12 protein-coding genes are annotated in these 14,703 nt (G+C 40.5%); 6 read left to right on the top strand and 6 right to left on the bottom strand.

The features are described 5' to 3' along the window. Positions 1 to 81 precede the first annotated feature (81 nt). The 3 genes from BUA96_RS16350 (at position 82) to BUA96_RS16340 (ending at position 6,549) form a co-directional block, all read left to right on the top strand. Positions 82 to 2,817, top strand: a complete 2,736-nt coding sequence (locus tag BUA96_RS16350) for an outer membrane beta-barrel protein (protein ID WP_072984985.1) — start codon at positions 82 to 84, stop codon at positions 2,815 to 2,817. 116 nt (positions 2,818 to 2,933) lie between these two features. Continuing rightward, positions 2,934 to 5,735, top strand: a complete 2,802-nt coding sequence (locus tag BUA96_RS16345) for an outer membrane beta-barrel protein (protein ID WP_072984983.1) — start codon at positions 2,934 to 2,936, stop codon at positions 5,733 to 5,735. Further along, positions 5,704 to 6,549, top strand: coding sequence for a DUF922 domain-containing protein (locus tag BUA96_RS16340; RefSeq protein WP_128755749.1), 846 nt, complete (start codon positions 5,704 to 5,706; stop codon positions 6,547 to 6,549). The genes BUA96_RS16345 and BUA96_RS16340 overlap by 32 nt, the downstream gene beginning before the upstream one ends. Here the strand turns inward: BUA96_RS16340 and BUA96_RS16335 are convergent. From BUA96_RS16335 to BUA96_RS16310, 6 genes are all read right to left on the bottom strand, one after another. Further along, positions 6,538 to 6,990, bottom strand: a complete 453-nt coding sequence (locus tag BUA96_RS16335) for a hypothetical protein (RefSeq protein ID WP_072984979.1) — start codon at positions 6,988 to 6,990, stop codon at positions 6,538 to 6,540. The genes BUA96_RS16340 and BUA96_RS16335 overlap by 12 nt on opposite strands. Positions 6,991 to 7,060: 70 nt before the next feature. Continuing rightward, positions 7,061 to 7,843 carry a TPM domain-containing protein gene (locus BUA96_RS16330; protein WP_072984977.1) on the bottom strand — a complete coding sequence of 261 codons (783 nt, stop codon included), beginning with the start codon at positions 7,841 to 7,843 and terminating at the stop codon, positions 7,061 to 7,063. Between the two features lie 32 nt (positions 7,844 to 7,875). Then, complete coding sequence (locus BUA96_RS16325; protein ID WP_072984975.1) at positions 7,876 to 8,316, bottom strand: TPM domain-containing protein; 441 nt, start codon at positions 8,314 to 8,316, stop codon at positions 7,876 to 7,878. Further along, on the bottom strand, positions 8,316 to 8,930 hold the full coding sequence (locus tag BUA96_RS16320) for a LemA family protein (protein ID WP_072984973.1): 615 nt from the start codon (positions 8,928 to 8,930) through the stop codon (positions 8,316 to 8,318). Before BUA96_RS16320 ends, BUA96_RS16325 begins: the two co-directional genes overlap by 1 nt. Positions 8,931 to 8,949: 19 nt before the next feature. After that, a complete protein-coding gene (locus BUA96_RS16315) occupies positions 8,950 to 9,279 on the bottom strand; it encodes a MerR family transcriptional regulator (protein ID WP_072984971.1) in 330 nt (109 codons plus the stop codon). After that, positions 9,279 to 10,256: a M23 family metallopeptidase gene (locus tag BUA96_RS16310; protein WP_072984969.1), complete on the bottom strand. Its 978-nt coding sequence runs from the start codon at positions 10,254 to 10,256 to the stop codon at positions 9,279 to 9,281. Before BUA96_RS16310 ends, BUA96_RS16315 begins: the two co-directional genes overlap by 1 nt. Before the next feature lie 131 nt (positions 10,257 to 10,387). Here BUA96_RS16310 and alaS point away from each other — a divergent pair, with 131 nt between their 5' ends. The 3 genes from alaS (at position 10,388) to BUA96_RS16295 (ending at position 14,535) form a co-directional block, all read left to right on the top strand. After that, complete coding sequence (gene alaS / locus BUA96_RS16305; protein ID WP_072984967.1) at positions 10,388 to 13,000, top strand: alanine--tRNA ligase; 2,613 nt, start codon at positions 10,388 to 10,390, stop codon at positions 12,998 to 13,000. Positions 13,001 to 13,006: 6 nt separating this feature from the next. After that, a complete protein-coding gene (locus BUA96_RS16300) occupies positions 13,007 to 13,954 on the top strand; it encodes a GSCFA domain-containing protein (protein WP_072984965.1) in 948 nt (315 codons plus the stop codon). A 71-nt stretch (positions 13,955 to 14,025) separates the two neighbouring features. Next, entirely contained in the window at positions 14,026 to 14,535 is a 510-nt protein-coding gene (locus BUA96_RS16295) for a DUF6252 domain-containing protein (protein WP_072984963.1), read from the top strand. Positions 14,536 to 14,703 lie beyond the last annotated feature (168 nt).

Here is a 14,703-nt window from a genome sequence, read left to right as displayed (position 1 = left end):
AAAAAATGTGGGTTTTTCTTTTAAACCTTTTGCATTTTCTGCAGTCATACAATAAACGTACAAAGTACATATATTTATTTTATGAAGCAGATTTTACTCGTAGTCCTTGCACTGATCGCCCTTCAGCAAAGTAACGCACAAGATTTTCAACTTAATGGAACCATTAAAGATAATACCGGTGTGCCACTGGAATCTGCTACGGTTTATGTTGAAAAAATAAGCGACAGTACTTTAGTAACTTATGGGATTTCTGACCGGGAAGGCTTTTTTGAGATGGAAGGAAGAACCGACCAAGAAAAACTAAATCTGTTTGTTTCTTACGCAGGATTCAAACCGCTACGCAAAGTGATCACGATTACTCCAACTGTCGAGTTAGGAGATTTAAAACTCGAAGTTCAAGATAATCTACTTGACGAGGTGATTGTGGTGGCAGATCGCGCACCGGTGACGTTAAAAAAAGATACGCTAGAATTTAATGCGAATTCGTTTGAAACCCGTCCTGATGCTAACTTAGAAGAGTTGTTGAAAAAGCTTCCGGGAGCCGAGGTAGATTCAGACGGAGCAATAACCATTAATGGAAAACCGGTGTCTAGAATTTTGGTCAATGGGAAAGAGTTTTTTGGCGATGATCCTAAGATCGCGACTAAAAACCTTCCGAAAGAAATCATTGAAAAACTTCAAGTGGTCGATACCAAAACCAAAGCCCAGGAGTTTACCGGAGAAGCAGGAGATTCTGAAAATAAAACCATCAATATCACGATAAAAAAGGATAAGAATAAAGGTTATTTTGCTCGGGGAACCATTGGCGGAGGAACAGATGGACGCTATGAAATGAGTGCGATAGGTAACATTTTTAAAGACAATATGCGTACGACGGTTCTGGCGGGATCTAATAACATCAACAGTTCAGGATTTGATTTTGATGATGTTTATGGGATGATGGGGCGTAGTGGGGCTCGTGCCGTTGCCGCCGGAAATAACAGTAACGGCATCACAAAATCTGAGACTGCCGGCGCAAATTACAGCAATGAATGGTCTGATCAATACGAATTGAACGGGGATTATTTCTTTGACCGATCAAATACAGACACACGCTCTAGAACCGAGCGAGAGAATATTTTGCCAGATACTACTTATTATTCAAGCTCTGAAAATACCAGTAATGCCGTAAATGACAGACATCGTGCTAATGCGCGTTTTGAGGTCGAGTTTGATACGCTCACACGCTTGTCATACTCACCACGCTTTACTACCAGCAAAACAAAATCTGTGCGCAACACTATGGCGAGTTCGTCAGACGGGAATCGTGATTTGGTGAATAACACAGAAACTTCAAGTCAAGATGATGTATATAATGTTGATTTTAGAAACGAAGTAGACTTTATTAAACGTTTTGGAAGTCGCGGAGCCTTTTTAAGAATGGAAGTTTCGCAGAGCTATAACAATCAAGAAAACGACAATTTTTACTTTTCAGAAAGTGAGTTCTTTGGTGATGATGCGCGCACTGAGGTTCAGGATCAGTTTATAGATGAAGATGAAAGGGAATATCAATATGGTCTTGAGGTAGAGCAGCGCCTGGTATTAGCAACCGATTTTTTTATGGATTTGGCTTATGATTTTTCGTCTTCAAAATCTACCAATTCACGCTATGTATATGATGCTGATTCCGGTGGCGCTTATACCGCTTTAAATGATACTTTGAGTAGTAATTTTGAGGTAAACACGTACCGCCATACTCCGAATATTGGGTTTAATTATGATCACGAAGCTTGGCGCATCAATACCAATGTAGGGCTATTAAACACCATACTTCAAAATGAAAATCTACTCAATCCTGCTAGTTTTGATAATACCTATAACAATTTGTATTTAAGCGCTCGCGTGCGGTACGAGTTAGAGCGCAGTAAGAGTATATCTATAGATTACCGAACCAATGCAAACACGCCTTCTATACGACAATTACAGCCGGTTGCAGACAGGACTAATCCGTTGAATATTGTTGTGGGTAACCCGGCATTACGCCCGGCTTACAGTCATAATATAGGAGGTGGTTTTAGAAGTTTCAATTTTGGCGCCGGTGGCGGAAGCGGTATTTTTAGTTCGTTTGATCTAAGTTTTACCGAAAACCAAGTGGTTGCTGTAAGTACTATTGGTGATGATTTACGCCGGACTACTACCTATGCGAATGTTGACGGTGCAATGTCTGCCGGAGCACGTGTTTTTTATACAAAAAGTACCAGAAAAGAAGAGCACGAGTTTAGATACCGAATGAGTCTAACCGGGAACTACAATAAAAATGTAGGATTTACCAACGGAACCTTATTCAATTCAAAGCGTATAAGCGTGTCTCCGGGGATTCGATTAACCTATGCCATACAAGAAGTTTTTGAGGTGAATCCTAGTTACAGTCTTACCTACAATGACACGAAATATTCAATAAACGAAGACCGCAACGAAGATTTTATCAATCACCGTGTAGGTTTTGAAGCGACTACCTTTTGGCCTAAAAATGTCATTTTTGGTAATGATATTAGCTACAATTATAATGGGAATGTCTCTCCGGGATTTCAGAACTCTTCCATCTTATGGAACACGAGTTTAGGCTATCAGTTTTTAGACGAGAAAGCCACTTTGAAAGTTAAAGTTTATGATGTGTTAGATCAAGTTGTTGATACGCGCAGGATCATTGGTGATGATTACATTCAAGACACTAATAGTTTGATCCTTACGCAATACGCCATGTTGAGTTTCACGTACAAACTCAGCAATTTTGGTGGACAGTCGGGAAGACCGGGCGGGCCTCCGAGAAGAAGATAATCGGGTTTAAATGATTGTTAGTAATACGTTTTACGTTAAAGTTATCTTAAACAACCTAACTAATTTTTTAGTTATTTAAGAATTCTATTTATTCGTGTATCAATCAAAAAACAATCATGATCAATCGCTATTTAGTTGCCCTTGTGCTGGGTATGTTTTCGTTATGCACATTCTCTCAGGATTTTAAAATAATCGGAAAGCTCGTTGATAAGGAACAACAGGTTCCTTTAGAGGCAGCGACTGTAGTTTTAGAAACGCTTCAAGACAGTACTGTCATCAGTTATACCATTTCAGATCGCAATGGTGAATTTGAACTTAGCGGAAAGTCTAATCTGCAAAAGGCAAATTTATTTGTGACGTTTGTGGGCTATCAATCGTATGAGCAACAAATAGATTTTTCTAAAACGCGTGAAATAAATTTAGAAGACATTCCTTTAGAGTTTCAGGTAGAATCTTTGGGGGATGTTGTGGTTAAGGGTAGAGCGGCACCGGTAGTAATCAAGCAAGATACACTTGAATTTAATGCAGCGTCCTTTAAAACCAAACCAGATGCCACCCTTGAAGATCTATTAAAAGAACTGCCCGGAGCAGAGGTTGATGAAGACGGTCAAATACGCATTAATGGAAAACCGGTAAGTAATATTCTGGTAAATGGAAAACCATTTTTTAGCGATGACCCTACAATCGCAACGCGTAATCTTACCAAAGAATTGATCAATAAAATTCAAGTAGTAGACACCAAGACCGAGTCTGAAGAATTTGCAGGAGAGGAAGGCGATAGTGAAAATAAAACCATAAATATCACTATAGATGAAGATAAGAATAAAGGTCTTTTTGGTCGTGTAGCAGCAGGTGGCGGTACTGATGATCGTTTTGAGTTTGCCGGTATAGGTAATTATTTTGATAATGATTTGCGTTTAAGTGTGCTGGGAAGTGGTAACAACATCAACTCGCCTGGCTTTAGTTTTGGAGAGATCGAGAAAATGTTTGGTAATGCGAGCTACATCTCTGTGAGTAGTAACGGCGGTTTTAACGTAGGCGGTAGAAGCTTCGGAATGGGAGAAGGTATTGTCAATTCGCGTAATGCCGGGATGAATTTTGCAAATGATTTTGGTGAAGCAGTAGAAACCTCTGCAGATTACTTTTACTCGGGAGCCAATACCTTTAATGAGACTGACAGGGTACGTGAAAACATTTTGCCTGATAACCGCTTTACTTCAGTAAGCAATTCGCGTACTGATTCAAATACCGATAATCATACTGCTAATCTCAGGTTTCAAGCCGAAATTGATTCGACCTTTATGGTAGAATATCGGCCTTCACTTAATTATACCGTAGGAACCAATAGCAGTTCGGGAAGTTCAGTAACCACAAATGAGGCCGGAGACTTGGTAAACGACAGCGACTACGACAACTTTAATGACCGTACTACGCGTAATTTTTCTAACAGTCTTACCGCTACTAAACGTTATGGAGACAAGGGAGGATTTATAAGAATCAACGGTGATCTACAATTAGACGAGACAGAAAGTACTGATTTTACCAATTCAGAAACCAATGTTTACGGTACTGACGCCAGTCAGATTCTACGCAATCAGCGCACCAATGGGGATAATAATACAGATGGAATCACTACAAAGGTAAAGTGGCGTATTCCGCTTATTTCGAAAAAACTCTTTTTAGAGACTGAGTATGAGTTCAAGAATGAAAACCGAACGAACACCCAGCTCGTTTATGATTTTGACGCGACTACCCAGACTTACAATCAACTTATCACACCACAGAGTACAGATTTTGAAAGTACAAACCGCAGCCATAAACCGCAATTAGGAGTGACCTATAACTCTAAAAAATTACGTGCAAGCGTTAATGCCGCTTACGTTGCACGTAAATTAACGGGTGAGGATCTACTGACTGATGAAACCGGTAACCGCGTGCGCGATATTGATTTTGAGAATAATTTTGATGCGCTGGAAGCCATGGCACGTTTGAATTATAATTTTACTCAAAAATTGAGTTTATGGTCTGCCTATAGATTAAGCAATAATGCACCTGATATTAGGCAGCTTTCTCCGTATTTAGATGTTTCAGACCCTATCAATACCATTCAGGGTAATCCTAACTTAAGCCCGACGAATAGCCATGGTTTAAATATGGGGATTAATAATTATGATTGGGAAACCAGAAGCGGATTGTATTCTTATTTTGGTTTTACATTTACTAATGATCAAGTTGTAAACCTTACTACGGTAGATGATAACTTTGTAAGAGCAACAACATTTACAAATGTTGACGGCGTGTATAATGGTTACGGAAATCTGGGCTATAACAAGGATTTTAAGCTAGATAGTCTAAGAACTCTAAAAGTTGAAGTAGGTATGAGTGGTAGCATCAACCGCTTTGTAAACTTCTTTAATGCAGATCAGTATGCGAGTATTACCAAATCTCTTGGCCCTAGTTTAGGTTTACGCTTCACTTGGACAGATTGGTTCGAAATACGCCCGGAATATAGAATAAGCTTTAATGAAACCACGTTTAATCGTGATTTCTTTGACGGGCAAGATTTTACTCAGCATAATGCCCGCCTGCGTACCACAACATATTTTCCAAAATGGTTAACCTGGGAAAATGATATAAGATATACTTACAATCCAAACGTGGGAACAGGCTTTCAACGGGATGCGGTGTTCTGGAATACTTCTTTGGCGTATTCATTCTTAAATGACAAAGCTCTGGCAACTTTTAAAGTTTACGATTTACTTAATCAAAATACCAACTCAAGACGTACAGCCACACAATCGTATATTGAAGATGTACAGAGTACCGTATTGCAACAATACTTTATGTTGAGCTTCAGCTATAAATTCAATACGCTGGGTAAAAAGGGTGAGGTTAGAGAGAATGGATGGTGGGATTAGTTTTATAAAAGCTTGTGGTCTGTTAATCATTGCGCTTTGCTTTGTGCAATGCAGTCCTAAACTACGTTCCTCTATACAAAATCCTCAACCTTCATTGGGCGATGAGGCTGAAGTTATTGTACTTCCTTTAGACGACAATCAGGAATTAAACGGAATTGAAGTAGGTGTGTTGCGAGCTTCTGATAATGGACTTTCTAAAGATTGTACTTATCCGGAAATGATAGCTTTACTCCAAGAAACTGCCCGAAATAATGGGGCTAATCTTATCAAATTAATTAAAAATAAGGAGCCTGATATGTGGAGCACCTGTTCTAGAATTAGTGCAGTTGCATACCGAGTTAATAATCCGCAGAAGTATCAATTAGAAATTAATTGGTCAGCAAACAGGAAATTAAGTTGGGAGGATTTTAAGGGAAAGGTTCGAAAGGAGTCACCCTATGATGCTGAGAGTTATTGCTCAATACATTATCAGACCGGTTTAGTGACTCTATTTAGCAAGGCTGAAATTATAGTTACAAATACATTTGACTGTACTAGAAGCTGGGTGAGAGCAGAAAAAAAGACTGATGCGATTCTAAATCACGAGCAACGCCATTTTGATTTATGTGAAATTTATACGCGTAACCTAAGGGCGGAATTTGCTAAACATAAATTTTATGCAAATTCGCAGAATAAACTCGACAGTCTATTTTCAGAATTTGAGAAGCAATATAATGAAGCGCAACGCAGATACGATGAAGAAACTGCTCACGGAACTAAAGAAATAGAACAAATGGGCTGGGATAGTTATATAGATCTTAAACTAGGCCTCTAAGGCTTTTAGATAAATTAAAATGTTGAGCAAGTGTGCTTCAGAATGAATTTTCATAAGCGTGTTGAAATACCATAACCCGTCATTTAGACTTGTGTTTTTTAGACGCCAGGCAACTTCGCTTAGATCAATGATAAGATCTGTAAGATCGTCAATCGCATCTTCTACCAATAGTTCTGGATTTTGATCGATTTCAAAAGAAATAGTACTCGAGCGATACCAACCAAACTCGGGGAAATTTACTTTTACATACGCGTAAACTTCAGCATAGTCTAGACGTTGTACTTCTTCATAAAGTTGCTCGTCAAAGTTAGAGTTTAAATTCAAATACAAAGCATACAGGTCTCCCAGAGATTTTTTGAGACTTACTAATTTATTAGCGTCGGCGACTTGTTCGCTTCCGTATTTTGTGATTTGATGTATGAGTTGAAGAAAAGATTCCAATTGAAATTTCTTTTTAGAATTAAGGAGACCAGGTTGGGCCGATGCAATTTAGAAGGATAGCAGGTAGTATTTACCAGCCTCCCGAAGCACCACCGCCACCAAAGCCGCCGCCTCCGAAGCCACCTCCAAAACCGCCGCCACCAAAGCCACCACCTGAAGATCCTCCGCCAAAGCCGCCACCGCCCATACCGCCGCGACCTAAACTGCTTAGAATGATCACATCGAGTAAGCTTCCTGCTCCACTGCGTCTGCCGCCATTTCTGCCATTTCCACCACCGCGAGAACGACTTAGGATAAAAATAATGACGAAAAAGATGATGATAATAGGTAAGAAATTACGAATTCCCGGTCCCTCGTTGCGCTGTCTAGATCCTTGGTATTCTCCCTGAAGCATTTGAAAAAGTGCATCAGCACCTTGATCAAGACCTGCATAATAATCACCTCTTTTAAACTGCGGAATCATCACCCGATTGATGACTTGTTCTGCCATACGGTCTGTGATGATTGTCTCGATCCCGTAACCGGTGTTGATGTCCACTTTACGATCTTCGGTGGCCAGCGTGATCAGGATTCCGTTGTCTTTATCTTTTTGACCAATGCCCCATTTTTGACCCCATTTGGCTCCCAAAAAACTGATGTCTTCTCCTTTGGTACTCGGGATGATCACCACCACAATTTGCGTTGAGGTAGTATCACTGTAGCGTACAAGTTTATTTTCAAGCGCTGCTTTTTGACCGGAATTTAAAAGGTTTGAATAATCATAAACACTGGTTTGTTTGCTTGGTACTTCAGGAATATCAAATTGAGCTAATCCTTTCGCCGAAAGGCAAAAAAGAAAAGCAAGCAAAAGCATCGTTCTAATAGAACGTATTTGAGGTAAATAGATCAAGAGGTCGATATTTCGTCTGAAAGTTCATTGATGTCATCATCGTCCCAAGGGAAAAAGTGCGCCAATTGCTCGCCGGCAGAAGTAATGCCTTTAACCAATCCGGTTTTGAACTTTCGGTTTTTAAATTCGGTTTGCATGAGATCTTTGGTGCTTTGCCAGAAATCATCAGGAACGACTTTATTGATGCCGCGATCACCACAAATGGCAAACTTTTTGGCATCAACCGCCACATAAATAAGGACGCCGTTTTCTTCTTTGGTGTTGTCCATTTTAAGCTGATGAAACAACACTTTTGCGCGCTCTAGTGCTTGTTCATCACAAGTGCGTTCTAAGTGCACACGGATCTCTCCAGAAGTTTTGAGCTCGGCCTGGCGAATGGCTTCAACAACTTCTTGTTCTTCTTCTGCGGTTAAAAAATCTTCAACTACAGATGCCATTATGCTGCGTCGTTATTGAAATCAAAATTGACTTCAGGAGCGGTCTCTGCACCTTCTTCCGCCTCAAAATATTCCATCTCTTCAAAGTTGCCAATGAAGTTATTTACAATATTATTAGGAAAGGTTTTAATGTGCTTGTTGTATGGTTTGATCGCCTCGTTGTAGCGGTTACGCTCTACATTGATACGATTTTCGGTACGCTCTAGTTCGTTAATCAATTCCTTAAAATTCTCATTAGCCTTAAGGTCGGGATAACGCTCTACGGTTACAAGCAGTCTGCTCAAGGCAGAACTCAAACCGCTTTGTGCTTGCTGAAATTGCTCTAGCTGATCTGGTGTGATATTCGTGGGATCTATATTTACCGAAGTTGCTTTGGAGCGCGCCTCGATTACATCGGTAAGGGTTTTTTGTTCAAATTCTGCGTAGCCTTTAGCTGTGTTCACAATGTTAGGGATAAGGTCTGAACGGCGCTGGTAAGCACTTTCTACATTACCCCATTGTGCGGTAGCGTCTTCTTGCAATTCTATCCCGGTGTTGTAAAACCCTTTAAAGAATGAATAGCCAATAATTAGAAGTATTACGACTACAATAAGTGCGATAATTCCTTTTTTCATGATGATTGATGTTTGTAGGTTAGAGTTGATCTTTTAATTGCTGAAGCTGGGCTTTAATGTTTTCCAGCTTTCTGATCAGATCAAATTTGTTGAGTGTTTCTTGTTTGTTTTCTTTTAAATGCGTTTTAGCACCCTCTAGCGTGAAACCGCGCTCTTTAACGAGGTGATAAATAAGCTCAAGATTCTTGATGTCTTCTGGAGTGAATTTGCGATTACCCTTAGCATTTTTTTTAGGTTGAATCACATCAAATTCTTTCTCCCAAAATCTGATGAGCGATGAGTTTACGCCAAACGCATCGGCGACTTCGCCAATGCTGTAATATAATTTTTCGGGTAAATCAACGTGCATTAATCCAGAGATTGGTTTTCGAGTTGTGCTTTCTGTAAAATTACATCAAACTCTTCAGGCGAAAGGTTTCCGTAGTAAAAATTAATAGGGTTAATGCGTTGCCCGTCTTTAAAAATCTCATAGTGCAAATGCGGCGCTTCAGAACGGCCGGTACTTCCCACAAAACCTATTAAATCCCCGCGCTGTACTTTTTGACCGCGGCGCACATTGTATTTGTATAAATGCGCATAGAGACTTACATAACCGTAACCGTGATCTATGCGTATGTGATTTCCGTAACCGGTTGCATTATTGTCTGCACGTTCTACGGTGCCGTTTCCGGTAGCATAAACCGGTGTGCCTCGCGGAGAGGTAAAGTCCATCCCCCAGTGCATTTTACGCTCTTTAGTAAACGGGTCTGAGCGCATCCCATAACCCGAAGCAATACGGGTTAGATCTTTATTAGCCACCGGCTGAATAGCAGGAATTGCATTTAAGAATTTTTCTTTTTCTTCAGCTAAAACAGCGATCTCATCAAGCGATTTGCTTTGTACGACCAATTGTTTAGTAAGCACATCAAGGCGCTTGTTTGATTCAATTATAAGTTTTGAGTTGTCGTACCCCTCCAGATCTTTGTAACGGTTAACCCCACCAAAACCGGCTTTGCGCTGCTCATCAGGAATAGGGTTTGCCTCAAAATACAGTCTGTAAATGGTGTTGTCGCGCTCTTCTACTTCGTTTAAAACCGTCTGAACCTGATCTAGTTTTTTATTGAGTACGCCGTATTGCATTTTCATATTTTGCAACTCACGCTGCAAAGCTTTTTCTCTTGGCGTTTCAAGGTCTGGAATGTTGAGATAAATAACGAGTAAAATAAACCCCGCAAGAAAAGAAGCGCCTATAGATAACAGGGCATAACCTAATTTACGACCCTTGCGCTTTTCTATTTTTTTATAAGAAAGCGTCTCTTTGTCGTAATAATATTTAACCTTAGACATTAGTTAATTTATTCTATTTTTGCGTTAAAATATATGCTTGTATCCCGCATTTAATTAAGGGGTAACGAACAAATATAAAAAATAGTTTGCCGGTAATCATATTTTGGCAAGATCTACTCTAAAATTCACTCATGAAATCCCAAGAAATACGCGATCAATTTCTATCTTTTTTTAAGTCCAAAAACCATTCCATCGTGGCCTCTGCGCCTATGGTGATCAAAAACGATCCTACGTTGATGTTCACCAATGCCGGAATGAACCAATTTAAGGAATTTTTTCTGGGTAACGGAACTCCAAAAGATACGCGCGTTACTGACACTCAAAAATGTTTACGCGTGAGCGGAAAGCATAATGACCTGGAAGAAGTGGGTAAAGATACCTACCATCACACGATGTTTGAGATGCTGGGGAACTGGAGTTTTGGAGATTATTTTAAACAAGACGCGATCGATTGGGCTTGGGAATTACTTACCGAAGTTTATAAGATTGATAAGAGTAAACTCTATGTGACCATCTTTGAAGGCGACGATGCTGAAGGGCTTGAGCGTGATGCTGAGGCGTATGATATGTGGAAGAAGCACGTAGCTGAAGACCGCATTTTAAACGGAAATAAAAAGGACAATTTCTGGGAAATGGGCGATCAGGGTCCGTGTGGTCCTTGCTCAGAAATTCACGTAGATCTACGTTCTGAAGAAGAAAAAGCAAAAATTCCCGGCGCAGAGTTGGTCAATGCAGATCACCCGCAAGTGGTAGAGATCTGGAACCTCGTTTTTATACAATTCAATAGAAAAGCAGACGGTTCACTTGAAAATCTTCCGGCGCGACATATTGACACGGGGATGGGCTTTGAGCGTCTGTGTATGGTGCTTCAGGATAAAACATCAAACTACGATACCGATGTGTTCACACCGCTCATTCGTGAGATCGAAACCATCACACATTCAAAATATGGTCAGAGCGAGGAAACTGATATCGCTATTCGCGTGATCGCAGATCACGTGCGTGCGGTAGCATTCTCAATTGCAGACGGCCAGTTGCCGAGCAACACGGGAGCAGGTTATGTTATTCGTCGTATTTTACGCCGTGCAGTACGTTATGGTTTTACCTTTTTAAATACCAAAGAACCGTTTATTTACAAACTGGTAAACGTTCTTGTAGATGAGATGGGCAAAGCCTTCCCTGAACTTAAAAAGCAACAGAATCTTATTTTCAATGTAATCAAAGAAGAAGAGCAAAGCTTTTTACGTACGCTAGATCAAGGTCTGGTGTTGCTTGATTCGATTATTGCAGAAACTAAAGGAAAAGAAGTTTCAGGGGCAAAGGCTTTTGAATTGTACGATACTTATGGATTCCCGATAGATCTTACCGCATTGATCCTTTCAGAAAAGGGATATACGCTTGATGAGAAAGCATTTCAAACCGAATTACAAAAACAAAAGGACCGTTCTCGTGCTGCAGGAAAAATTGAAGCAGGAGACTGGACGGTAGTCGAAGAAGATAGTGAGGAAGAATTTGTAGGATATGACACCTTGCAAACTCCGGTGCGCATTACCCGATACCGAAAAATAAACACTAAGAAAGAAGGAGACCAATATCAATTGGTTTTTAATCTTACTCCGTTTTATGCTGAAGGTGGTGGTCAGGTTGGCGATAAAGGATATTTGGAGGCAGCCAACGGCGATGTGATCTATATCACCGATACTAAGAAAGAAAACAATTTGATTATTCACCTTTCTAAAAACCTTCCTAAGAATTTAAATGAGACCTTTACTGCAGTCGTAGATGCAAAACAGCGTTACAGAACGCAGGCGAATCACTCGGCGACCCACTTGCTGCATCAGGCATTACGTGCCGTTCTGGGAACACACGTAGAGCAAAAAGGTTCTATGGTGCATAGTGGTTACTTACGTTTTGACTTCTCGCACTTCTCAAAAGTGACAGCCGAAGAACTTAAGGATATCGAGCAGTTTGTAAATGCACGCATTCAAGAGCAATTACCGCTTGAGGAGCAGCGTGCAATTCCTTACGATCAGGCGATCGCAGAAGGTGCAATTGCCTTATTTGGAGAGAAATATGGAGATGCGGTGCGTACCATTCGTTTTGGAAAATCTATGGAATTGTGCGGGGGAACCCACGCTGAAAATACTGCCGATATTTGGTGTTTTAAGATCAAATCAGAGAGTGCTGTAGCTTCTGGAATTCGTCGTATTGAAGCGATTACCGGTGATGCGGTGATGCAGTATTTTGAAGAGCAGGATGAGCAGTTAGAAGCGGTGCGCAGTTTATTAAACAACACCAAAGAGCCTGCAAAATCTATTGAAAGTCTTCAGTCTGAAAATAACGAGCTTAAAAAGCAATTAGAAGTACTTCTTGCCGAAAAAGCAAAGAATGTAAAAGGCGAATTGAAGAACGAAATTGAGGAAGTTAACGGTATTCAGTTTTTGGCTAAAGAAGTCGATCTCGACGCAAACGGAATCAAAGATTTGGCCTTTCAGTTGGGTGGCGAGGTAGAGAATCTCTTTCTTCTTTTGGCATCGCGTCAAGGCGGAAAAGCTTTGTTGAGCTGTTATATTGATAAGGAATTAGCTAAAGCGAAAGACTTAAATGCAGGAACCATCGTACGTGAGCTGGGTAAATTCATCCAAGGTGGCGGTGGTGGTCAGCCGTTTTTCGCAACTGCAGGAGGTAAAAATCCTGACGGAATCGCTCAAGCGCTTAACGAAGTAAAAACGTATTTAGGTTAGTAGCAATTGAAATTACAAACAACCATACCTTTAAAACCGAGTGGTAATCCTATAGATTATCACTCGCGTTTGTTTTTGGTAGGAAGTTGTTTTGTAGAAAATATTGGAGCCAAGCTGGAGTACTATAAATTCAGAACTACTATAAATCCGTTTGGGATCTTATTTCACCCGGAGGCGATCGCGCGTTTTTTAGAATATGCGGTTTCTGGTAAGCAGCTTTCTGAAGCTGATCTTGAAGAAACACAAGGCAGGTTTGTGAGCTTTGACGCACATTCTGTATTGAGCACTTCATCAGCTGCTGAAACTACCAAGTTATTGAATGAGGCACTTGTTGAGACCAAACGTCAGCTGGCGCAAGCATCGCATATTGTGATCACTTTGGGTACAGCTTGGGGGTATCAGCATTTGGGACAAGATAAAATTGTAGCCAATTGTCATAAGATTCCGCAAAAAGCCTTTCAGAAGGAATTAGCTTCTGTTGAGGAGATTGCAGCAATTACAAGACGTATGCTTTCGGCAATAGCTAAAGTGAATTCGCAAACGGAAGTGATTTTTACCGTTTCGCCTGTGCGACACACTAAAGATGGTTTTGTAGAAAATCAGCGGAGTAAAGCTCATTTGCTAGCGGGAATGCATCAGGTTTTAGACGAATCACAGCATACGGCGTATTTTCCGTCGTACGAACTTATGATGGATGAGCTTCGTGATTACCGTTTTTATGACAGAGATTTGATCCATCCTAATGCTTTGGCGGTAGATTATATCTGGGAGCGTTTTTCTTCGGTTTACTTTTCCGAAGAAACCCAAAAAACAATGCAAAAAGTTCAGGAAATTCAGCAGGGTTTAGCGCACAAACCCTTCAATCCAGATTCTGAAGCGCATCAAAAATTCCTCAACAACTTAGAGGCTAAAAAGTGTGCCTTACAAACAGATTTTCCGCATATTCAGATTTAAATACGGCAAATGCCTTATGGTTTAGCGCTTTGATTTACAGGAGTTTTGTTCTGTACTTTAAACCTAAAACCATGAAAACAATTACAAGAATTACTTCAGTATTACTTTTTAGCCTACTCGTTTTAACAGCGTGTTCAAAAGACGATGATGGCGGCACAAGCGCAGCCGGCGATGGCGAATTGACCGCTACCGTTGACGGCGACTCTTTTGAATCCTTTCCCGAAGCGACTACCGCAGTAGAAAGCAATTCAGGCGGAATACAAATCCTTACCATTTCCGGAGGAACGATGGATTCTGAAAATATTCAGATCACAATTATCGGTTTTGAAGGTGTGGGCACGTATGACCTTAACAGTGTAAGTCTGGGCAGTTACACGTATCTCGAAGACACTTCAAACTTTAATAGTGCGATGGTGTTTACCACTTCAACAGGAGCGGCGTCTAATGGCGAAATCAAAATCGCCGAATATACCGCCGGTGGCACCGTAACAGGAACCTTCAATTTTACAGGGTATCTAACCAGCGATACCAGCAAAACCGTTGCCGTAACCAATGGCCAATTTAATGTGTCGATTCAATAATATATAAAATCTCAAGTGTTGAGGTTTTTACGTGAAGCCAAGAGTTGGTGCAAACCTTCTTTTGGCTTCTTTTTTAACCCTGATACACAGATGATTTTAGAATAAATAGGGCAATTGCCGTATTGATTGTCGCTTGATAATCAGGCAATTTTGAGACTGTAAAAACTT

It is taken from the genome of Leeuwenhoekiella palythoae (assembly GCF_900130045.1).
Classification (GTDB): Bacteria; Bacteroidota; Bacteroidia; order Flavobacteriales; family Flavobacteriaceae; genus Leeuwenhoekiella; species Leeuwenhoekiella palythoae.
This window is presented reverse-complemented; position numbering and strand designations above follow the sequence as displayed.